This window comes from Plantactinospora sp. DSM 117369 (assembly GCF_053764795.1).
Map to the genome: position 1 here is coordinate 4784685 of NZ_CM132446.1, position 22464 is coordinate 4807148.

At 72.9% G+C, this 22464-nt stretch carries 16 protein-coding genes; 11 read left to right on the forward strand and 5 right to left on the reverse strand.

Annotated features, from left to right (window positions below; all coding sequences use genetic code 11):
- Window positions 1-265: 265 nt before the first annotated feature.
- Entirely contained in the window at window positions 266-1627 is a 1362-nt protein-coding gene (gene selA / locus ACSMXO_RS20760) for an L-seryl-tRNA(Sec) selenium transferase (RefSeq protein ID WP_455419012.1), read from the forward strand.
- 1 nt (window position 1628) lies between these two features.
- Complete coding sequence (gene selB, locus ACSMXO_RS20765; protein WP_455419013.1) at window positions 1629-3401, forward strand: selenocysteine-specific translation elongation factor; 1773 nt, start codon at window positions 1629-1631, stop codon at window positions 3399-3401.
- A gap of 88 nt (window positions 3402-3489) precedes the next feature.
- Here the strand turns inward: selB and ACSMXO_RS20770 are convergent, their stop codons facing one another.
- Window positions 3490-5034 (reverse strand): class I adenylate-forming enzyme family protein, encoded by a 1545-nt coding sequence (locus ACSMXO_RS20770; protein WP_455419014.1) that lies wholly within the window; start codon window positions 5032-5034, stop codon window positions 3490-3492.
- Entirely contained in the window at window positions 5021-6640 is a 1620-nt protein-coding gene (locus ACSMXO_RS20775) for an NAD(P)-binding domain-containing protein (protein WP_455419015.1), read from the reverse strand. Before ACSMXO_RS20775 ends, ACSMXO_RS20770 begins: the two co-directional genes overlap by 14 nt.
- Before the next feature lie 73 nt (window positions 6641-6713).
- Here ACSMXO_RS20775 and ACSMXO_RS20780 point away from each other — a divergent pair, with 73 nt between their 5' ends.
- Genes ACSMXO_RS20780 through ACSMXO_RS20810 form a run of 7 tightly spaced genes read left to right on the forward strand, consistent with a single transcriptional unit; the run spans window position 6714 to window position 15691 of the window.
- Complete coding sequence (locus ACSMXO_RS20780; RefSeq protein ID WP_455419016.1) at window positions 6714-8246, forward strand: aromatic amino acid ammonia-lyase; 1533 nt, start codon at window positions 6714-6716, stop codon at window positions 8244-8246.
- A 35-nt stretch (window positions 8247-8281) separates the two neighbouring features.
- Window positions 8282-9862: an FAD-dependent oxidoreductase gene (locus tag ACSMXO_RS20785; protein ID WP_455419017.1), complete on the forward strand. Its 1581-nt coding sequence runs from the start codon at window positions 8282-8284 to the stop codon at window positions 9860-9862.
- Between the two features lie 5 nt (window positions 9863-9867).
- A complete protein-coding gene (locus tag ACSMXO_RS20790) occupies window positions 9868-10989 on the forward strand; it encodes an alpha-hydroxy acid oxidase (protein WP_346262006.1) in 1122 nt (373 codons plus the stop codon).
- A complete protein-coding gene (locus ACSMXO_RS20795) occupies window positions 10986-12365 on the forward strand; it encodes a cytochrome P450 (RefSeq protein ID WP_455419018.1) in 1380 nt (459 codons plus the stop codon). Before ACSMXO_RS20790 ends, ACSMXO_RS20795 begins: the two co-directional genes overlap by 4 nt.
- A 46-nt stretch (window positions 12366-12411) precedes the next feature.
- The gene (locus ACSMXO_RS20800; RefSeq protein WP_455419019.1) at window positions 12412-13698 is read left to right on the forward strand and encodes a cation:proton antiporter; all 1287 of its coding nucleotides are present in this window, start codon (window positions 12412-12414) and stop codon (window positions 13696-13698) included.
- Between the two features lie 50 nt (window positions 13699-13748).
- Window positions 13749-14435: a response regulator transcription factor gene (locus ACSMXO_RS20805; protein ID WP_455419020.1), complete on the forward strand. Its 687-nt coding sequence runs from the start codon at window positions 13749-13751 to the stop codon at window positions 14433-14435.
- Window positions 14432-15691, forward strand: a complete 1260-nt coding sequence (locus tag ACSMXO_RS20810; RefSeq protein ID WP_455419021.1) for a sensor histidine kinase — start codon at window positions 14432-14434, stop codon at window positions 15689-15691. The genes ACSMXO_RS20805 and ACSMXO_RS20810 overlap by 4 nt, the downstream gene beginning before the upstream one ends.
- 185 nt (window positions 15692-15876) lie before the next feature.
- Here ACSMXO_RS20810 and ACSMXO_RS20815 read toward each other — a convergent pair whose 3' ends face one another.
- The 3 genes from ACSMXO_RS20815 to ACSMXO_RS20825 all read right to left on the reverse strand — a co-directional run bounded on the left by ACSMXO_RS20815 (window position 15877) and on the right by ACSMXO_RS20825 (window position 20704).
- On the reverse strand, window positions 15877-17052 hold the full coding sequence (locus ACSMXO_RS20815) for a low temperature requirement protein A (RefSeq protein ID WP_346262011.1): 1176 nt from the start codon (window positions 17050-17052) through the stop codon (window positions 15877-15879).
- A gap of 243 nt (window positions 17053-17295) precedes the next feature.
- Window positions 17296-19566 carry an ATP-binding cassette domain-containing protein gene (locus tag ACSMXO_RS20820; RefSeq protein ID WP_455419022.1) on the reverse strand — a complete coding sequence of 757 codons (2271 nt, stop codon included), beginning with the start codon at window positions 19564-19566 and terminating at the stop codon, window positions 17296-17298.
- A 100-nt stretch (window positions 19567-19666) separates the two neighbouring features.
- Entirely contained in the window at window positions 19667-20704 is a 1038-nt protein-coding gene (locus ACSMXO_RS20825) for a DUF6461 domain-containing protein (protein WP_455419023.1), read from the reverse strand.
- Between the two features lie 131 nt (window positions 20705-20835).
- On the opposite strand from ACSMXO_RS20825, the gene ACSMXO_RS20830 reads away from it, so the two are divergent.
- Both ACSMXO_RS20830 and ACSMXO_RS20835 read left to right on the forward strand, forming a co-directional pair.
- Window positions 20836-21039 (forward strand): hypothetical protein, encoded by a 204-nt coding sequence (locus tag ACSMXO_RS20830; protein WP_130462943.1) that lies wholly within the window; start codon window positions 20836-20838, stop codon window positions 21037-21039.
- Window positions 21040-21134: 95 nt separating this feature from the next.
- Complete coding sequence (locus tag ACSMXO_RS20835) at window positions 21135-22463, forward strand: exo-beta-N-acetylmuramidase NamZ family protein (RefSeq protein ID WP_455419024.1); 1329 nt, start codon at window positions 21135-21137, stop codon at window positions 22461-22463.
- Window position 22464: the final 1 nt, after the last annotated feature.

The following is a 22464-nucleotide window of genomic DNA, read 5'->3' on the forward strand; positions in this document are numbered from 1 at the left end:
TTGTTTCGCCGGCTACGCAGCCCTCGCGGGCGGCGAACACCGCGAAGCGGCCGGCTACCAGGACACTCGACGCCCTGCACGCCGTACGGCAGCGGCCTCAACCACTCTGACCCGGTGGAACTCCCCGACACCCCCCGACCGGGTTGGCAGCTGATCCGGCGATGGTGCTGGCCGTTTCCGCCGGGACGTCGGTGAGACTTCCACGGGCGCGGAGAGATCAGGTGTGGTTTAGTGCCGGTGAACGGGTTTCGACAGTGGGGTAGGGATGAACGGGGCGGCCGATCCTCGGCGGCGGGTGCCGCGTACCGACGTACTGCTCGCCGATCCCCGGCTGGCGGCCGCCGAGGCCACCGTCGGGCGGGCCCGGCTCAAGGCCGTACTCGGCGCCGCCCAGGACCGGGTCCGGCGGGGTGAGATCGCGCCGGAGGAGGTCGTCCCGGCCACCCTGGCCGCGCTGCCGGAGACCGCCGCCGGGCTGCGCCCGGTGCTCAACGCCACCGGGGTGGTGCTGCACACCAACCTCGGCCGGGCGCCGCTGTCGGCGGCGGCCGTCGACGCGGTGGTCGCGGCCGCCGGGCACACCGACGTGGAACTCGATCTGCGCACCGGGCGGCGGGCCCGGCGGGGCCGGGGCGCGCTGGCCGCACTCGCCGCCGCGGTGCCGGCGGCCGGCGCGGTGCACGTGGTCAACAACGGTGCCGCCGCGCTCGCCCTGGCCGCGACCGCCCTCACCGCCGTGCGGCAAACCGGCGGGGCAGCCGGGCTCGGCGACGGGCCGGCCGGGCGGGAGATCGTGGTCAGCCGGGGCGAACTGGTGGAGATCGGCGACGGGTTCCGGCTGCCGGACCTGCTGGCCAGCACCGGCGCGACGCTGCGGGAGGTGGGCACCACCAACCGGACCGCGCTGGCCGACTACGCGGCGGCGGTCGGGCCGGGTACCGCGTTCGTGCTCAAGGTGCACCCGTCGAACTTCGTCGTCCGGGGCTTCACCGCCGCCGTACCCGTCGACGAGCTGGCCACCCTCGGCGTACCGGTGGTGGTGGACATCGGCTCCGGGCTGCTGGCCCCGGACCCGCTGCTGCCCGACGAGCCGGACGCCGCCTCGGCACTGCGGGCCGGCGCCGCGCTGGTCACGGCGAGCGGCGACAAGCTGCTCGGCGGTCCGCAGGCCGGGCTGCTGCTCGGCGACGCGGAGCTGGTCGAACTGCTCCGCCGGCACCCGCTGGCCCGGGCGCTGCGGGTGGACAAGCTGACCCTGGCCGCCCTGGAGGCGACTCTGACCGGTCCGGAGACGCCGACCTGGCGGGCGCTGCGGACCACCCCGGCGGCGCTGCGGCTGCGCACCGAACGGCTCCGCGACCAGCTCGCCGCCGCCGGCCTGAGGGCCGAGGTGGTCCCGCACGACGCCGTGGTCGGTGGCGGCGGGGCGCCGGAGGTCACCCTCGACTCGTGGGCCCTCGCCCTCCCCGAGGAGTACGCCGAACCGCTGCGCCTCGGCGACCCGCCGGTACTCGGCCGGCTGGAGCGGGGCCGGCTGCTGCTCGACCTGCGCTGCGTACCCGTCGACCGGGACGAGGCGGTGCGGGCCGCCGTCGCCCGGGTGCCCCGAGGATGGCGGGAGAGCTGAGGTGCAGGTCGTCGCCACCGCCGGACACGTCGACCACGGCAAGTCCACCCTGGTCCGGGCGCTGACCGGGATGGAGCCGGACCGCTGGGCGGAGGAGCGGCGCCGGGGCATGACCATCGACCTCGGCTTCGCCTGGACCGCGCTGCCGTCCGGGACGGTGCTGGCGTTCGTCGACGTACCCGGACACCAGCGGTTCGTCCCCAACATGCTCGCCGGGATCGGCCCGGCCCCGGCCGCGCTGTTCGTGGTCGCCGCCGACGAGGGCTGGATGCCGCAGTCCGCCGAGCACCTGGCCGCGCTGGACGCGCTCGGGGTCCGGCACGGGCTGCTGGTGGTGACCCGGACCGACCTGGCCGATCCGGCCGCCGCCACCGAACTGGCGCTCGCCGAGATCGCGGCCAGCTCGCTCGGCGAGGTCGAGGCGGTCGCGGTCAGCGCGACCACCGGCGCCGGGCTGCCGGAGCTGCGCGCCGCCCTGGACCGGCTCGCCGCCCGGCTGCCGGTGCCCGAGCCGAGTGCCCCGGTGCGGCTCTGGGTCGACCGGGCGTTCACCATCAGGGGCAGCGGCACGGTGCTGACCGGCACCCTCGGCGCGGGGACGCTGCGTACCGGCGACGAGTTGGAGCTGACCGGCAGCGGGCAGCGGGTCCGGATCCGGGGCCTACAGACCCTGGGTACCCAGGTGTCCGAGGTCGCCGGGGTGGCCCGGGTCGCGGTCAACCTGCGCGGGGTGCCCCGGGAACAGGTCGGCCGGGGCGACGCGCTGCTCACCCCGGGACGGTTCCAGCAGACCGACCTGGTCGACGTCCGGCTGGCCGGCGACCCGGTGGCCGAGCTTCCGGCGGAGGTCACCCTGCACGTCGGTTCGGCCGCGGTGACCGCCCGGGTACGCCCGCTCGGCGCCGACACCGCCCGGCTGCGGCTGGACCGGCCGCTGCCGCTGCGCATCGGTGACCGGGCGCTGCTGCGGGATCCCGGCCGGCGGCACGTGGCCGGCGGGGTGACGGTGCTCGACGTCGTACCGCCCAGGTTGAGCCGGCGGGGCGCGGCGGCCGAGCGGGCGGCGGTGCTGGCCGGGCTGGACGGCCGCCCCGACGAGTCCGGGGAACTGGCCCGGCGCGGCCTGGCCCGGCGGCCGGAGCTTTCGCGGATGGGCGTGACCGTGCGCACCGCACCGGTGGCCGGGGACTGGCACGCCGATCCGGCGCACTGGCGACAGCTGCGGCGGCGACTGGTCGACGAGGTGACCCGGTGGGCACAGGCGCATCCGCTGGAGCCGGGCGTACCGGTCGAGACCGCCCGCCGGCTGCTGGACCTGCCGGACCGGGCCCTGGTCGAGGCGCTGGTCGCGGCGCCGCTGGTGTGCCGCGACGGCCGGATCGGCCGGGGCGGGGCGACCGGCGCGCTGCCCGAGCAGGTCGCCCGGGCGGTACGGCGGGTCGGTGCGGAGCTGGCCGAGCGGCCGTTCGTCGCCCCGGAGGCGGCCCGGCTCGCCGAGTTCGGACTCGGCCACCGGGAGATCGGCGCGGCGGTACGGGCCGGCGCGCTGCTCAAGCTCGCCGACAACGTCGTACTGCTGCCGGACGCCCCCGAGCGAGCGATCCGGGTACTCGCCGCGCTGCCGCAGCCGTTCACCCTCAGCACCGCCCGGCAGGCCCTCGGTACGACCCGGCGGGTCGCCGTGCCCCTGCTCGAACTGCTGGACCGGCGCGGCGCCACCCGCCGGCTCCCGGACGACGCCCGGATCGTGCTCTCCGGACCGGGCGACCGCTGAGCCCACCGCCGGATCCCGGCCCCGCCCGACCCGCCGAGAGCGCCCCACTGGTCACGCACCCGCCAAGAGCATCTGCGGCAGCCGCGGGTCAGGGCAGCGCCGCTCGCCGGTCGGCCAGCAGGCGCCGCTTGTCGGGCTTGCCGGCCGTGGTGACGGGAACCTCGGCGATGAAACTGACGTGCCGGGGACTGCTCGCCGCGCCGAGCCGCTCCCGGACGAGCGCGCGCAGCACGTCCGGATCCGGCCGCCGGTCCGGGGCGGGGACGACGAAGGCGTGTACCGCCTCGCCGGTCTCCTCGTCGGGCGCGGCCACGACGTACGCCTCGGCCACGTCCGGATGGCTGGCCAGGGCGCGTTCGATCGGCCCGGCGTACTGGAGGTCGGCGTTCACGATGACGACGTCCCGGGCCCGCCCCAGCAGGTGCAGGTATCCGTCGGCGTCCAGCCGGGCGAGGTCGCGGGTGCGTACCCAGCCGTCGACGAACACCTCGGCCGTCTCCGCCGGGTCGGCCCAGTACCCGCTCGCCTGCGCCGGGGTGCGGACGAAGAGTTCCCCCGCGACCCCGGTCGGCACCGGTCGGCCGTTGCCGTCCCGGACCTGCACCTCGACGGCGGCCGGTGGCCGGCCCACCGAGGCGAGGGTGGCCGGCGCGGCGGTCGGTTCCGCCGGGGTCAGCATGGAGATCATGCCGGTCTCGGTCTGGCCGTAGCCGTGGTAGACGACCGGCCCGAGCACCGAGAGCGCCTCGGCGAGCCGGGCCGGGTGCAGCGGGGAGCCCGAGACCAGCAGGGCGCGCAGCGTGCCGAGGTCGACCGGTGCGGCGCGCTGGCTCGCGACCAGCTTCGCCAGCCGGGGCACGGTGATCACGCTGGCGGTGGCCCGGTGCCGGACGATCGCGGCGGGGAAGAAGGGCTCCGTGCCACGGGGTGGCTCGGCGATCACCATGGTGCCGCCGGCGGCCAGGGTGAGGATGCCGTACTCCAGCATCACCTGGCTGCTGAGTGAGCCGAAGACCAGGTAGCGGTCGAGGTTGGTGGCGAGGTCGCGGATCGCCGGAGGCCACCGGTCCGGGTGCGGTGCCCAGGCGGCACCGAGCGCGGCGTACGTCTGGAGGCAGCCCTTCGGGTTGCCGGTGCTGCCGCTGGTGTAGATGACCCGGCCGACGTCCTGCGGGCGTCCGGCCGGGACCGGCGTGGGCGGGTACGCCCGGGTGGCGGTCAGCTCGGGTACCCCGTCGACCGGGCCGACCGCCAGCAGGGGGCGGCCGGCGGCGGCCGACCGGAGCTGCGGGGTCGCGGTCGACGGGTCGACCAGCACCGCCGCGATCTGATGGCTGAGCAGGTGCCGGAGCTGGCCGGGGGTGAGCCCGGGACGTACCCCGGCCAGCCGGGCACCCACCACCTGCACCGCGACGATCGCGGCGAACGCCTCCGGCGACACGCCGAGCACCACCGCCACCCCGTCGCCCGGGCCGATCCCCGCCTCCCGCAGGCCCGCGCTGATCCGGCCGACCAGGTCCGCCAGCTCGTCGGCGGTGACGGTACGCGGGCCGTGCTCGAAGACCGGGCGGTCCCGGCCGGTGCCGAGCAGGTCCAGGATCGCCTGCGGATAGCCCGGCTCAGCTTCCGGCATCGACCCGGACCTCCTCGGCGGTCCCGCCGCCGGCCAGGGGCTCGGCGACGACCTCGCCGTCGGCCAGGTGTTCCTTCAGGAATGCGGCCAGCGGTTGCTGGTGCACGGTGGGCAGGTTCCACTGGTTCTCCAGGTTCTCCGCCAGGTGGTGCACCGCCCGCACCGTCCCGTCCCGGTAGTGCCGCACCACCGGGTGCAGATAGCTGGCCCGATGCGCGGCGTGCGGGTCGTTCTCCGCGACCCGGGGGATCGAGACGTCGAACGGGTCCACCGCGTCGTGGTCCGCCCCGTACTCCAGCGTGACGGCGAAGGCGGACGAGGAACCGGGACCGAGCCCGCCGTCGGCGAGGTACGCCACCGGCACCTCCTCGTGGAAGTACGCGCTGTCCCCGCGTACCGTCACGACGTCACCGAGCACGCCGAACTGCTGCCACAGCGCGGACGAGCGGTTGATCCGGGCGATGATCGCGTCGGTGATCGCCTCCGGGGTCGCCGCCAACTCCACGGCGGGCCACCCGACCTGGTGGTAGCGGGAGTTGAGGATCCGGTGCAGCGCCCGGGCGCCGTACCGGAAGCCGTGGATGAACCCGCTGGTCGACCGCTTGAAGTCGCGTTGCTGGGTGAGCGTGCCGGCGAAGTACAGGTCGGGTACGGAGGTCGACTCGTAGCCCGAGGTCTGCTCCGGGAAGCGGTCGTTGATCACCAGTCGCGGCCGGCAGGTGTCGTCGAAGACGCTCGCGTCGAACCGGAAGCCGGTGCAGGCGATCACCCGGTCGTACTCGATCTCCCGGATCGCCTCGACCGTGCGGGCGTACCGGAACCGCACGAGGTAGCCGCCCTCCGGGCGCCGGTGGATGCTCTCGACCGTGCCGTCCAGGACGGCGTTCTGCGACTTGAGCTGGTACGTGTCGAGGAAGTTGTTGTTCACCGCCCGCAGGTGCCCGACGTAGTGCGTCTGCCAGGCGAACCGGACCGAGTGCGGCCCGGCGACGTGCACGACGGCGGCGGTCTCCACCAGGGCGTCGGCGGTCTCGAATCCGGAGTTGCCCTTGCCGATGACCATGACCCGCTGGTTGGCGAAGTCCTGCGGATCGACGCTGACCGTGTCGTACCGCTCGGCGGTCTCGATCCCTTCGATCGGCGGCAGGTGAAGCTGGGACACCCCGGTCGCCACCACCAGGCGGCGACCCCGCCAGGTGCGGCCGGCGGCGTCGAGGGCGTGGAACCCGTCGCCGTCGCGGCTCACCCGGACCACCGTGGTCCGGTACTCGACCCGTACCCCGGTCGCCGTGGCGAAGTCGGCGAGATAGCGCACCAGGTCGTCCGCGTCCGGGAAGTACCGCTGGCTGTACCGGCCGAACAGCAGGTCGGGCTCGTCGCTGAGCAGCGAGTTCCAGTCCATCCGCAGGTTGAACTCCGGATCGTCGGAGCCGGTGTAGACCTTGTTGATGGAGATCAGCCGGCGATGTCGCGGATAGGTGCTGAAGAACGTGCCGGGTGCGGCGCCGGCCTCCAGCACGACGTAGTCATGACCGTCGCGTTCGAGCAGGGCGGCGAGTTGCAGTCCCGCAGGCCCGGCCCCGATGATCAGGTAGTCGTGCGTCATGCGCGGGACGGTAGCCACCGGTAATCAGAGATGTCTCAGACCGCTCTGAGATTGCCCGGCTACGGTCGGCCCGATGACGATCCAGGCCCGCAAGGCGATCCGTCCCATCGACCTGACGCGGCCGCTCCGGGAGGCAGACCTGCGCCGTGCCGCCGCCGAGATCCGCGTCGACATCACCGCCCCGGTACGCGACCGGTTGCGGCGCTCCCGCGACCACCTGCGGGCGGTGCTCGGCGACGACCGTCCGGTGTACGGCGCCACCACCGGCTTCGGTGCGCTGGTCGGGTTCGCCGGCCGGGACGACGAGGCCGACCAGTGCGACAACACGCTGGCGCATCTCGGCGCCGGCCAGGGTCCGGACATCGATCCGGCGGTCAGCCGGGCCGCGATGCTGGTCCGGGTCTGGTCGCTCGCCCAGGGCGTCTCCGGGGTTTCGGTGCGGGTCGTCGAGGGGCTCGCCGCGATGCTGGCGACGACGTTCGCGCCGGCGATGCCCCGGCTCGGCTCGGTCGGGGCCAGCGGTGACCTGATCCCGCTCGCCTACGCCACCCAGGCGCTGCGCGGCCGAGGCTGGGCCTATCTGGACGGCCGGCGCGTGCCCGCGGCCGAGGCGCTGGACAGGGCCGGCCTGACCCCGCTCGCCCTCGACGGGCGGGACGCCCTGGCACTGGTCAACGGCACCTCGCTGACCACCGCCGCCACCGCGCTCGCCCTGGACGACATCCGCCGCGCGCACCGGGCCGCCCAACTGCTGACCTGCCTCCTCGTCGACCTGCTCGGCTGCGACCCCGGCCAGTTCCCGCACCCCCGGCTGCTGGCCGCGTACGGGCACCCCGGCGCCGTCGACGTCGCCGGGCGGATGCGCGGGTACCTCGCCGGTGCGGTGCCGTCCGGTGCCCGCCCGCTCCAGGAGGCGTACAGCATCCGCTGCACCCCGCAACTGCTCGGCGCGGCCGAGGACGCGCTGCGCTACGTCGACGGTGTGGTGGCGGCGGACCTGCGCGGCGTGAGCGACAATCCGCTGTTCTTCCCGGATGACGACCTGGTGCTGCACGGCGGGAACTTCTTCGGCCAGCCCGCCGCCTTCGCGGCCGACGTGCTGGCGACGGTCGCCGCCCAGCTCGGCAACCTGGTCGAGCGCCAACTCGACCTGCTGGTCGACCCGGCCCGCAACGGGGGACTGCCGCCGATGCTGGCGGCCGGGCCCGGCCGCCAGCACGGTTTGCAGGGCGCCCAGTTGGCCGCCACCGCGATGGTCGCTGAGATCCGCCGGGCCGCCACCCCGGCCAGCATGCAGAGCCTGCCGACCAACCTGCACAACCAGGATGTCGTGCCGTTCGGTACCCAGGCCGCGCTCCGGGCCGTGGACCAGGCCCGGCTGCTCCGGCTGGTCTGCGGCACGCTCGCGGTCGGGCTGCGCCAGGCTCTGCACGTCGGCGCGCGTACCCCCACCGCCCCTGGCTGTGCCGCCGCGCTGGACCGCCTCGTCGCGTTGGTCCCGCCGATCGACCCGGACCGGCCGCTCGACGCGGACGTCGTCCGGGCCGCCGACCTGCTCGACCTGTTGACCGAGCCGCCGGCGGCACCGGCCGAGCCGGCGAACTGATTTTTCTCTGAGTTCTCCTTCGTACGTTTCCCCGCGTGACCGCAGAGATGCTCGACTATCTGATCATCGGGGCGGGGCCGGCCGGACTACAGCTCGCGGCCCTGTTCCAACGGGACGGCCGGCGGGACTACCTGGTGCTGGAGGCGGCCGACGCCCCGGGCGCCTTCTTCACCCGCTTTCCACGGCATCGCCAGCTCATCTCCATCAACAAGCCGCACACCGGCTCCGACGACCCGGAACTCAACCTGCGGCTGGACTGGAACTCGCTGCTCAGCGACGATCCGGCGCTGCGGTTCACCCGGTACACCGAGCGCTACTTCCCGGACGCCGACGTGCTGGTCCGCTACCTGGCGGACTTCGCGGCGGCCACCGGGGTCCGGGTCCGGTACCGCAGCCGGGTGGTCCGGGTCGCCCGGGACGCGGACGGCGGTTTCGCGGTCACCGACCAGACGGGTACCACGCACCGCGCCCGCCGGGTCGTCGTGGCGACCGGGGTCTCCCAGCCGTACGTCCCGGCGATCCCCGGCATCGCGCACGCGGAGCGGTACGACGAGATGCCGGTCGACCCGCGGGACTTCCTGGACCAGCGGGTACTGATCATCGGGAAGGGCAACTCCGCCTTCGAGACCGCCGACGCCCTGATGGAGACCACCACGCTGATCCACGTGGCCGGGCCGAGTTCGGTGCGAATGGCGTGGCGCACGCACTACGTCGGACACCTGCGAGCGGTGAACAACAACTTCCTCGACACCTACCAGCTCAAGTCGGCGAACGCGATCCTCGACGGGCAGGTACGCGACATCGAGCGGGACGCGGACGGCTACCGGGTCACCTTCAGCTTCTCCCGGGCCAACGAGGTCACCAAGGAGCTGCGCTACGACCGGGTACTGGTCTGCACCGGCTTCCGGTTCGACCCGTCCGTCTTCGCCGACGGCTGCCGTCCGGCGCTCGTCATCGACGACCGGTTCCCGGCCCAGACCGCGCAGTGGGAGTCGGTGAACGTACCGGACCTCTTCTTCGCCGGCACCCTCTCCCAGCAGCGGGACTTCAAGCGGTCGACAAGTGGTTTCATCCACGGCTTCCGGTACGGGGTCCGAGCCCTGCACCGCATCCTCGAACGGCGCTACCACGACACCCCGTGGCCGGCCGAGAAGGTCGACGCGACCGCCGAGTCGGCCGCCGACGCGATCATCGAACGGGTCAACCGCAGCTCCGCCCTGTGGCAGCAGTTCGGGGTACTCGCCGACGTGCTGACCGTGGCCGGGACGGACGCCCGCTACCACGAGGAGGTGCCGGTCGACTACCTCGTCGACACCGGGCTCGCCACCGCCGACCATCCGGTCGAACACGCCTTCGTCGTCACGCTGGAGTACGGCCCGCAGCACGACCAGGTCGACCCGTTCGACATCTCGGTGGGTCGGATCGCCCAGGACGTGCCCGGCCAGGCGCACGCCGCGGCCTACCTGCACCCGGTGGTCCGGCACCACCACCGGGGCCGGGTGGCGGCGGTGCACCACCTGGCGGAGAACCTGGAGAACCGGTGGGACAGGCCGGACGTGCACCGCAGCCCGCTCGTCGCCTTCCTGGACCGCTGCCTCTCGGGCACCGTGGGCTGACCGCCATGCCCTCGGTCACGGACCAGGCGGGCCCGCGCCGCACACCCACGGCCGGCGCGGGCCCCCTGCTCAACGTCGACGACCTGTGGACGGAGGCGCACCGCCGGCTCGACCCGGTGCACCGGGACTTCTTCGCCGGCGGATCCGGCGACGAGCGTACGCTGCGGGCCAACGAGACGGCCTTCGACGCGTACCGGATCCTGCCCCGGGTGCTGCGCGGCGGGGGCGCGCGTGACCTCCGTACCGACCTGCTCGGCGAGACGCTCGCGATGCCGGTGTTGGTGTCACCGACCGCCTTCCACCGGCTGGCCCACCCCGAGGGGGAGGTGGCGAGCGCCCGGGCGGTCGCGGCGGCCGGCACCGTGATGGTGGTCAGCATGGCGGCCACCGCGCCGATCGAGGCGGTCGCCGGGGCGACGGACCCGGCCGGCCGGCCGGCGCGGCTGTGGTTCCAGCTCTATCCGCAACCGGATCTCGGCTTCACCGAGTCGGTGATCCGGCGGGTGGAGGCGGCCGGCTGCCGCGCCCTGGTGGTCACCGTCGACTCGCCGGTGCTCGGGCGCCGCGAGCGCGACCTGCGCAACGGTTTCCTCGACCTGCCGTCCGGGCTCCGCTGCGAGAACATGCGGGATCCGGAGACCGGGCGGGTCCGGGACATCGTGCTGGACGCCGACCTCGACTGGGCCCGGATCGAGTGGCTGCGCGGTACGACCCGGCTGCCCGTGGTGCTGAAGGGAATCCTGCACCCGGCCGACGCCCGGCTCGCCGTCGCGCACGGGGCCGACGCCGTGCTGGTCTCCAACCACGGCGGGCGGCAACTGGACGGGGTACCGGCGAGCATCGACGCGCTGCGGGCGGTCGTCGAGGCGGTCGAGGGGCGGATTCCGGTACTGCTCGACGGCGGGATCCGCCGGGGTACCGACGTCCTCACCGCGCTGGCGCTCGGCGCGACGGCGGTCGGGATCGGTCGGCCGGTCGTCTGGGGTCTCGCGGCCCGGGGCGAGTCCGGGGTACGCCAACTCCTCGACCTGCTCCGCGCCGACCTCGTCCGGGCCATGACGCTGGCCGGCGCGGTCCGCCCCACCGACCTCGCTCCGGACATGATCGCGATGCGGGTGCCGCGATGAGCCGGCTCCCCGGGTTTCCGTGGTACGCGGTGGGCGTGCTGGTGGCGGCGGTGGCGTGGACGCTGCCGCGGTGGTTGCCACCGGCCGTGGTCCGGCTGCGGGAATGGATCTTCATCCGGGTGAACGGCGTCGAGGGCATCCCGGTGCCCGGCCCGCTGGTCGGCCCGGAGCACTTCGAACGGGTGTACTCGGACCCGGCGGCGGACGGGCGCAGCCGGGGCGCCGGGCTCTCCGACCTGTTCTGGTACTGGCTGGCGCCCGGACCGCAGATGCACCAGGAGCACCTGGAGCCGGGCGAGCGCTACCGCACGGTCGCCCGGACGACCCGGCGGGTGCTGGCGGTGTCGCAGCGCCGGTCGACCGAGCTGGCCGGGGCGGCGGCCCGACGAGTCCTCGACGAACTGCCGGCCGGCCGGACCAGCCAGGTGCGGCTGCGTGACCTGATGATGCCGATCTGGGCCGAGGTCTACCACGAACTCGTCTTCGCCGAGGCGTGCCCGCCCGACGTCCGGGCGCTGATCGTGGCCAACGCCGACGACGTGGTGACCGCGCTCAAGTGTTGCGGGCTGCGGCACCTGGACCGGCGGGACCGGCTCACCCGCCATCTGCGGGCCCGGGTCGAGTCCGGCACGGCACCGGTCACCCTGCCCGAGCCGTTCACCGCCGAGGAGACGACCTGGTATCTCCAGGGCACCTTCTTCAACACCGCCGTCGTGCAGATGTCCGAGGCGATGGCGCACCTCCTGCTGGCCCTCGCCCAACACCCGTCGGCCCAGCGGGACCTGATCGCGACCCTCGACGACCTCGGCGGCGAGGGCGACCGGGCGCTGGACCGGGTGATCGACGAGGCGCTGCGGGTACATCCGCTCTTCGGCGTGGCACACCGGATCACCTCCGGCCCGATCGAGGTCGAGCCGGGGGTCACCATCCCGACCGGCTCGGTCCTGCTCTTCAACTATCTCGCCTTCCAGCGCACCGGGCCGGCCGCCGCCGACACCTTCGACCCCGCCCGCTGGCTGACCCTGCGCCGGGGCGACGCGCACTTCGTCCCGTTCGGCGTCACCGCCAACCGGGCCTGTCCCGCCCGTGGCGTCGCCCCGGTGATGATGCGCGCGGTCACCCGGGAGGTGCTGCGCCGGTACGCCCTGGTGTCCACCGTGCGGCACACCCGCTCGCTGCCCAGCCGCGGCCCCTGCCTCCTCGTCCCGCCCGGGGCACGGCCGCCCGGGAACGTACGACGGTGGTGGATGCGGTGGACGGACCGTTGGGCCGACGTGTGGCGCAGCCTCGTCCAACTGGTCCTGGGCACCTGGATGGTGGTCGACGCGCGACGCGTACGACTCTGCACCAGCTACTTCGAGGAGGTTCGGCCATGATCGAGGTCGGGTCCACAGCGGACACTGCCAGGGAAGGCGGGACGGCATGAATCCCGTCGAGCTGGCGCCACGGTTCTTCATCGCCGTCGCGGCCATCCTGCTCGTCTGCCGGGCGACGACGTGGCTGCTCGGCAAGGTCGGCCAACCGCCGGTGGTGAGCGAGATGCTGGCCGGCGTCCTGCTCGGACCGTCGCTGCTCGGGCTGCTGGCCCCGGCCGTGCAGGACGCACTCTTTCCGGAGCAGCTCTATCCGGTGCTCTACATCGTCGGTCAGGTCGGTCTGGTCATCTTCATGTTCCAGGCGGGCTACGCGTTCACCTCGCACCCGGTGACCGGACTGGCCGGCACCGCCGGGGCGGTGTCGCTGGCCGGGGTACTCGCGCCGCTCGGCCTCGGCGTCCTGCTGGTGCTCGCCACCGCGGGACACGTGCCGGTGCTCGCCCCGGGCACCTCGGTCGGGGTCTCCGCCGCCTTCGTCGGGGTCGCCCTCGCCATCACCGCCTTTCCGATGCTCGCCCGGATCATCACCGAACGCGGGCAGGAGGGCACCCGGCACGGGTCGCTCGCCCTGGCCAGTGGCGCGCTGGACGACGCGGTTGCCTGGATCCTGCTCGCCGTCGTCCTCGCCACCGCCACCGGCCGGTCCGGCCCGGCACTCGTCACGGTCGCCGGCGCGATCCTGTTCGGGCTGCTGCTCTGGTCGGTGGGCCGACGGGTGGCCGCGGCGCTGGTCGGCAGCGACCGGATCGGTGACCAGTCCCGGCTGCTCGGCCTGGTGGCACTGCTCTTCGTGGTCGCCTGGTACACCGACGAGATCGGCCTGTACGCGGTCTTCGGCGCCTTCTCGGTCGGCGCGGTGATGCCGCACCGGGCCCGTACGGATCGGATGGTCGCCACCGTCACCCCGGTTTGCCAGATCGTCTTCCTTCCGCTCTTCTTCACCTACTCCGGGCTGCACACCGAATTCGGGCTGCTCAGCCAACCCTCGGTGCTGCTCTTCGCGCTCGGCTGTGTCGCGGTCGCCGTCGTCGGCAAGTTCGGCGCCTGTTGGGCGGCGGCCCGGCTCCGGGGTGAACCGAAGGGCGTCGCGGTGCGGATCGGCGTACTGATGAACGCTCGCGGGCTGATGCAGCTGATCGCGATCAACGTCGGCATGGCGGCCGGGATCGTCAACGCGACCCTCTTCACCGCCCTGGTGCTGGTCGCGCTGGTCACCACCCTGATGACCACGCCGCTGCTGAGTTGGATCGACCGGCGCGAGGCGAGGAACCCCATCTCGGTTGCCACGAAGGACCCGGTGCCGGCGGTTCAACCGGTGGCCGACACGGTATAGAGACATCTATCACAGTCTATGTATGGCGGTGGGTGTGGGATTCTCAGCCTGTGCTACAGGCAAGCGAGGCGTCACCTACCGTACGCCGCCTGCTCCTGGTCGAGGACGACAGGGAACTCGCGGAGCTGCTCACCGAGGTGCTGGCCGACGAGGGATACCTGGTCGACGTGGCCCCGGACGGCCAGCGCGGCCTGCATCTCGGGCTCACCCGACGCTACGACGTCATGGTGATCGACCGGTTGCTGCCGGCGCTCGACGGGCTGCACCTGCTGGCCCGGCTGCGCTCCCGCGCGGTCGGCGCCCGCGCCCTGCTGCTCACGGCGCTCGGCACGGTCGACGACCGGGTCGCCGGCCTGGACGCGGGTGCCGACGACTACCTGATCAAGCCGTTCGACCTCGACGAGCTGAGTGCCCGGATCAGGGCACTCTGCCGGCGTACCTCGGACGGCGCCGAGGCGCTGCCGATCGGTGCCGGCCGGCTCGACCTGGGGCTGCGGGACGTGGTGCTCTCCGACGGATCCCGGGTGGCTCTCTCCGCCCGGGAGTTCGAGCTGCTCCGGGTCCTCGCCGTGCGCCCCCGGGCGGTGCACTCCCGGGCCGAGCTGCGCCGCCGGGTGTTCGACGAGGCCGCCGCCTCGTCCATCGTGGACACCTACGTGTACTACCTGCGCCGCAAGCTCGGCCGGGCGGCGATCCGTACCGTGCACGGCCTCGGCTACCGGCTCGGCGAGCTGTGAGGGTCCGGCGGCCGGCGGCGCCGGCGGGGCTCTCCTGGATGGCGGCCGAGCGGGCGGTGGTCGCCCGGGCCCGCCGGCGGGTCGGCCTGCTGGTCGGACTCGCGGTGACCGTCCTGGTCTCGCTGGTCGGCGCCGTCTCGTACGGCATGCTGGTACGCGGCCAGGAGCGCCAGATCCAGCGGGAGCTCGCCTACACCGCCGTCCGCGGCGACCCGTCCGGGCCGCCGGGATGCACCTGGCTCTTCCTGCTGCACGACGGCCAGCTCATCTCCGGCGCCGTACCCGCGCCGGCCGGCTTCCCCCTCACGGCCTCGATGACCGCGACCGCCGCCACCCGGACCCCGGCCACCGACAGGATCGAGCGCAACGGCACCGTCTACTTCGTCCTCACCGAGCCCCGGGGTGAGGACGTGGTGCAGGCGATCTTCGATGCCCGGTACCAGCTCGCCGACCGCCGCCATCTGCTCCTCGCCCTCGCCGTCGCGGAGCTGGTCGGACTGCTCGCCGCGGTCGTCAGCGGGTTGGTCGTGGGCCGGCTCACCGTCGCGCCGCTCGCCGAGGCACTCGCCCGGCAGCGCCGGTTCATCGCCGACGTCAGCCACGAGCTGCGTACGCCCATCGCGCAACTGCACACCCGGGCACAGGTGCTGGCCCGGCGGGCCGGCTCCACCGGCGTTCCGGCCAACTACCGGTCGGAACTGGACCGGTTGGTCGGCACCAGCAGGCGGCTCGGCGAGGTCGTCAACGACCTGCTGCTCTCCGCCCGGCTGGCGGCCATGCCGGACGACCGGCCGGCCACCACCCCGGTGGATCTGGCCGCGCTCGCCGAGGCGGCGGTCGTCGCCGAGGCCGACCGCGCCGCCGAACAGGGCGTGACGCTCACCCTCAGCCGTCCCGACGTGCCGGTTCCGGTGCCCGGGGTGGAGTCGGCACTGCGCCGGGTGATCAGTGAACTTCTGACGAACGCCCTGCGGCACACGCCCGCGGACGGGCGGATCGACGTGACGGTGCGCCGCCGGGACGACGTCGCCGAACTGATAGTGGTCGACACCGGTGAGGGCTTCGATCCGGCCGACCGCATCTTCGACCGGTTCCACAGCGGCGTGGGCGCCGAGAAACGGCACACCGGCCTCGGGTTGGCGCTGCTGCGCGAGGTCGTCACCGGCCACGGCGGCACGATCGAGGCCCGCAGCCACCCCGGCCAGGGTGCCCAGTTCGCCGTCCGGCTGCCGGCGCGGAGCAGTCCGGACCCGTGAGCCGCCAGGCAAGCCGGCGACCGGTGGCGGTGGCCGTCCAGCCGTGACCGCCGGGCCGCCGTAGCCTCCGGGCCGGTCGGACGGGGAACCGGGCCGGTCGAACCGGGTGCGGTCGGGGTTGTCGGAGACCCCGCTGGCAGTGGGTGGTTGCTGCCCGGGCGCCGGGGCGCCCCCGGCACCCGGTCCTAGGTGATGCCGGGCGTGCCGCGCGGTTCCCGGACGATCACCGCGTCGGCGACGACGACTCCGAGCAGGACGACCATGACGGCCACGGAGACGAGCAGCGGTGGCAGCAGGACCATCATCGGCGCGATCAGGATCAGCACACCGATCCCGACCAGCCACGGTCGGGACACCCGGGCGAACACCTCGTGCCCGAGCAGGATCCGGCCGGCGAGGAAGAGCACCGGACCACCGACGATCACCGCGATCCAGCCTCCGGGGGTGTCCTCCATCGGGTGCCGGATGATCAGCTCGTCGCCGACCGTGGTCAGGACGACGCCGGCCACCATGATCAGGTGGGCGTACCCGGCCCACTTGCTCTCCCGGGCCGGGTCGGCCGAGCCGATGATCGCGCTGCCGAGCTTCTCCCTGGCCCGGTAGAAGTAGATCCACCAGAGCAGCACCGTGGTGGTGAACGAGATCAGCACGGCGACGGCCTGTTTCGGCGAGTAGTCGGTGCTTCGCACGGTCCGGGCGATGATCACCACGGTTTCGCCGAGAGCGATGATGATGAACTGGCGGTACCGCTCGGCGAGGTGCTCACCGGCGGTGTTCCACTCCCAGGCCGGCGAGCGTCCGATCCACGGGGTGGGCCAGCGCACCACCGGCCCCAGGTACTCCATCACCAGGGCCGCCGTCCAGAGCAGCAGCCGTGGCGTGCCGGAGACGAAGACCCCGACGAACCAGAGCGTGCCGGAGAGACTGAACCAGAAGATCCCGCGCAGCGGCCGGTTCCGTAGCCGGTGGCCCCGCAGGATCACCGCGAGGATCGTGCTGCGGAACAGGTGGATCCCGACGTAAGCGGAGGCGAAGAGCAGGGCTCGACCGTCGAACGCGTCGGGCAGCGCGGTCGAGATCAGCAGGCTGCCGAGCATGATCGTGATGACCACCAGTTGCACGGCGGGCCGCCGCGAGTCCAGGGTGTCGGTGGTCAGGTTGGTGTACGACCACACCCACCAGATCGCCAGCAGCAGCAGAAGCGTCTGGTAAGCCCCGAGCGGGTGCAGACTCATGAGCAACGTTTCGGCCAGCCGGGCCAGCATGAAGACGAAGACGAGATCGTAGAAAAGCTCCACCGGAGTGGCCCGCTGCGGCTGACTCGGATCCCGGATCAGCGTGGAGTGTCTGCCCGTCGCCATCGACCGCCTGTTCCCCCCCAACCCGCCGCACGCAGGCCGCCGCCCAGCGCCCTGACCTGCGCGGACCCGTCACACCCCACCGTCGAAGCAGTCGTACCACGGTGGGGCTGTCCGGTTCCCGGCTTCACCGCGATGGGCGGCCGGCGCGCGGCAACACCCGGTACGGCGGGGAACCGTGCCAGGAGACGTCGGCGCGAGCTGCGGCGGCTCGCGGCCACCGCCGGCCCGGCCCGGCCCGAGCGCTCAGGCCGGTGCGGGTGCCCCGACGTCGCGCCGGAGGTACTCGGCGGTGTAGGAGTTGCGGGCGTCGAGCAGTTGCGCCGGGGTGCCCTCGAACAGCACCGTGCCGCCCTGGCTGCCGCCCTCCGGTCCGAGGTCGATGATCCAGTCGGCGTTCTTGATCACGTCGAGGTTGTGCTCGATGACGACGACCGAGTTTCCGCCGCCGACCAGTCGCTCGACGATGTCGAGCAGGTGCTGGATGTCGGACATGTGCAGCCCGGTCGTCGGCTCGTCCATCACATAGATGGTGCCGCCCTTGTGTAGTTCGGTGGCGAGCTTGATCCGCTGGCACTCGCCACCGGAGAGGGTGCTCAGCGGCTGGCCGAGCTGGAGGTAGCCGAGCCCGACGTCGTTGACCGCCTGGAGGATCGTCCGCAACTTCTTCTCGGGGAAGAACTCCAGGGCCTCCGAGGCCGGCATCCGCAGCACGTCGCTGATCGACTTGCCGCGCAGCTTGTGCTCGAGTACGTCCTCGCTGAACCGGCGCCCCTCACAGGCCTCGCAGACCGACTTGAGCCCGTCCATGAAGGCCAGGTCGGTGTAGATCACACCGAGCCCCTGGCAGTTCGGGCAGGCACCCTTGGAGTTGAAGCTGAACAGCCCGGCCGGTACGCCGTTGGCCTTGGAGAAGAGCTGCCGGATCGGGTCGAGCAGCCCGGTGTACGTCGCCGGGCTGGACCGGATCGAGGCCCCGACGGCGGACTGGTCGATCACGATCGCCTCGGGGTGCTGCCCGACGAAGACCTTGTTGATCAAGGTGCTCTTGCCCGACCCGGCGACCCCGGTGACCACCACCAGCACCCCGGTCGGGATGTCCACCGTGACGTTCCGCAGGTTGTGCACGTCGGCCGCGGTCACGGTGAGGTGCCCGGTCGGCCGCCGGTAGTCGGTCTTGAGCGGCAGCCGGTGCTCCAGGTAGCGCCCGGTCGGGGTGTCCGCGCTGCGCAGCTCGTCGACGGTGCCGCCGAACAGCACCTCACCGCCGCCCGCGCCACCGGACGGGCCGATGTCGATCACATGGTCGGCGATCTCGATGACGTCCCGGTCGTGCTCGACCACCAACACGGTGTTGCCCTTGTCGCGCAGCTTCACCAGCAGCCGGTTGAGCCGCTCGACGTCCCGGGCGTGCAGGCCGACGCTCGGCTCGTCGAAGATGTACATCATGTCGACGAGGCTGCTGCTCAGGTGCCGCACCATCTTGATCCGCTGGGACTCACCGCCGGAGAGGGTGTCGGTCGGCCGGTTCAGGCTCAGATAGCCGAGACCGATATCGACCAGGTTGCCGACCCGGTCGAGCAGGCTCTCCAGCACGGTCGCGCCGACCGGGTCGGTGAAGGTCCGCAGCACCGCGACGAGTTCGGTGGCCTCCATCGCGGCCAACTGGGCGATGTTGTAGCCGTCGATCTCGCTGCTCAGCGCCGCCTGGCTGAGTCGGGCGCCCCGGCAGAGCGGGCAGGTCTGCTCGGTGACGAACCGCAGGAAGATCGCCCGGTTGCGTTCGGACATCTCCGCCGCGTCCTTGCGGATGTAGAGCCGGGTGAACTTGGTGACCACGCCCTCGTAGCTGGAGTTGATGGTGGTGCCCTGCCACTCCAGCGGGACCTTGCCGTCGCCGTACAGCAGGGTCTGCCACTCCTGCTCGGAGTAGTCGGCCAGCGGCTTGTCCAGGTCGAAGAAGCCGGAGGCGGCGTACATCTTCCAGAACCAGCCGGTCTTGGCGAAGTCGGGATGCAGCAGGGCGCCCTCGTTCAGCGACCTCGACCGGTCCAGGAAGGCGTCGAGGTCGAGCTGGACCGACTTGCCCAGGCCCTCGCACTCCGGGCACATCCCCTGCGGGTCGTTGAAGGAGAAGGCGTTGGAGTAGCCGACGTGCGGCTTGCCGACCCGGGAGTAGAGGAGCCGCAGCAGCGAGTAGATGTCGGTGATGGTGCCGACCGTCGACCGGGAGCCACCGCCGAGCCGCTTCTGGTCGACCACGATGGCGGCGGAGAGGTTTTCGATGGTGTCCACGTCCGGCTGGCCGTAGCGGGGCAGGAAGGTCCGGGCGAAGGCGGTGAAGGTTTCGTTGAGCTGGCGCTGCGCCTCCGCGGCGATGGTGTCGAAGACGATGGAGGACTTGCCGGAGCCGGAGACGCCGGTGAAGACGACCAGCTGGTGTTTCGGCACCCGCAGCGAGACGTTCCGCAGGTTGTTCTCCCGGGCCCCGGTGATGACGATGTCGTCGGCCGCCACGCGTTCCCCCTATTTCCCGTATGGTGTACGACAACGAGCCACCGTACAGCATACGGGGTGGGGCCGACGCTGGCTCGGGGCGACGGTCGAGGGCGCCTGGTCAGCCCCGCAACTCGGCGAGGAACCGCGCGCGGTGGGCGACCCGGGCGGGATCACGGGCCGGTGCCACCCAGCCGAGCACCTCGTACGCGGCCCGCACCGGGTCGGGGAAGAGCGCCGCCTGCACCGCCAGCCCGGCGGAGTGCCGCAGGAACGCCTGCTGGCGCTGCGCGTCGGTCATCCGGCCCCGCTGGGTCGGCAGCGCCAGCGAGGTGCCGGCGACGTCGGACTGGCAGGCCAGTTCGCGCAGCAGCAGACCGAGCGCCGAGTCCGGCACGATCCGCGTCCCGCCCCGGTCCACCTCGGCCAGCGCGTCGGCCACCACCGGCTCGGTGTCGATCCCCGCCTCGTCGGCGCGCCGCCGCGCCTCGGCCGCCACCACCCGGCGCAGCAGGTCGGGCCGGGCGGAGGTGATCGCGGTCAACAACTCGTGGTCCTCGCGCAGCATCCAGGTCGGCAGCGCGGGCGGATCCGGGAGCAGGGGTACCAGCCGGCCGGTGCTCAGCGGCCCGGCCAGCCGGTCGGCATCGAGGTGCACGCCGGTGAGCAGGTCGGCGAGGCGTAGCCCCGCGTCGAGCCCGGCACTGGACCAGCCGGCGTCGCCACTGTCCGGCAGGCCGACCCGGCGCATCAGCGGCACCAGGGCGTCCGGCGCCGTGCCCCAGCGGCGTACCGGCGAACTCGGGTCGAAGCCGGTGCGCAGTACGCCGTCCACGGTGTGCGTGAACCGCCGGTTGCCGTTGATGTTGGTATAGACCGACACCGCCTCGGTACCGCCGGAGACGGCCCGCAGCACCTCGGTCCGCATCCCCTGGAACCCGTTCTCCTCCAGCACGAAGACCCAGCCGTCGAGCCGGCCGGCCAGCACGAGGTGGTCGAAGGGCAGCTCGGTGGCCTCGGCGAGGCCGGTCAACGATCGAAGGCTGGCCGGTTCGACGCCGAACCGGCGCAACACCGCCTGCTCGTCCGGGTCCCGGACGAACGTCAGGCAGAACGCCTCGCGGAGGCCGTGGTCGTCGAGCCAGTCGTAGTCGGTCATGCCGCCCCCTTCCGATCCGCCGGGCACCTGCCACCGGGTGGCCCGGCGGCGCGCCCCGATCGTCAGAGCCAACACCCGGCGTACGACAAAACCCGGCGAACGCTACCGGAGACGGCACTACGGTGAGGGGCATGGACCCATCCGCCATCTGGCGGGACAAGAACCATCGCTGGCGGATCGAGGCGATCCACGCTCCCGACCTGCGGTTCGCCATCTACGCCACCAACGGCACCACCGAGTCCGCACCCCTGTGGCTGTACGGCATGCCGGCGCTGGCCCGGTGGCTGATGATCCAGAACATCGAACTCGGTGACCTGGAGGCGGAGGAGCTCTGAGTCCGCTCTCGTAATTTTCCTTCTTGACCAACCATTATGATGTAGGTAACTTCCGACACGTCCCCTGCCCGCAGCCCCGCCCCCGGGAGGCCGCCGTGCAACGCAGAAGGTTCCTCGCCAGCACCGCCGCCGTGAGCGCCATGGGCGCGACGGCCGGCGCCCTCGGTGGCGCCGCCGCGTCCGCCGCTCCGGACACCGCAGCGGACCGCTCCGGTTCGGGCCGGCACGGTCGGCGGGTCAGCACCGGCCTGGACGTGCTGGTCGACTCCAGGTTCGCGGTCCTCGCCGGCCAGCGGGTCGGGGTGCTGTCCAACCCGACCGGAGTGGACGCCCGCTACCGCCACCTGGTCGACCTGATGCACGCCTCCGGCCGGGTGCGGCTCACCGCCGCGTTCGGGCCGGAGCACGGGTTCCGGGGCTCCGCCCAGGCCGGCGGCAGCGAGGGGACCGGCATCGACGCCCGGACCGGCATCACTGTCTACGACGCGTACGGCGCCTCGCAGGCGAAGTGGGGCGAACTGATCACCCAGGCCGGGGTCGACACCGTGGTCTTCGACATCCAGGACGTGGGCGCCCGCTTCTACACCTACATCTGGACCCTCTACGACTCCATGGTCGCCGCCGCCCGCCTCGGCCGCCGGTACGTCGTACTCGACCGGCCGAACCCGATCGGCGGGCGGGCGTACGGGCCGATGATGACCACGCCGTTCACCTCCGGCGTCGGCAAGAAGGAGATCGTGCAGCAGCACGGCATGACGGTCGGCGAGCTGGCCCGGTTCTACAACGGCGAGTTCCTGCCGGCCGAGGCGGGCCGGCCGGTCGACCTGACGGTGGTCAGGTGCCGGGGCTGGCGGCGGGGCGACTTCGCCGTCGACACCGGCGTGCCGTGGGTGCTGCCCAGCCCGAACATGCCGACCCCGGACACCGCGCTGGTCTATCCCGGCACCTGCATGTTCGAGGGGGTCGCGTCGATGACCGAAGGGCGGGGCACCACCCGGCCCTTCGAGCTGATCGGCGGCCTGGCCACCGAGTTCGACTACCACCTGGTGGACCGGCTCGTCGCCCGGGACCTGCCCGGAGTCGAGTTCCGGGAGGCGTACTTCTCGCCGACCGCCGCCGGGCAGAAGCCGGCCCTGCTCAACAAGCTCTGCGCGGGGGTGGAGGTGAAGGTCACCGACCCGGCCCGGTTCGACCCGGTGCGCACCGGGGTGGCGCTGCTGGTCGAGTCCCGTAAATACCCGGCGTTCGCCTGGCGGGCGGACACCTGGGACACCGCCCGGCCGTACTGGATCGACAAGCTGACCGGCTCCACCCGGCTGCGTACGATGATCGACGCCGGTGCCGACGTGCCGGACGTGGTCGGAGCCTGGTCGGCCGAGTTGGCGGAGTTCGACCGCCGGCGCCGGCCGTACCTGCTCTACTGAC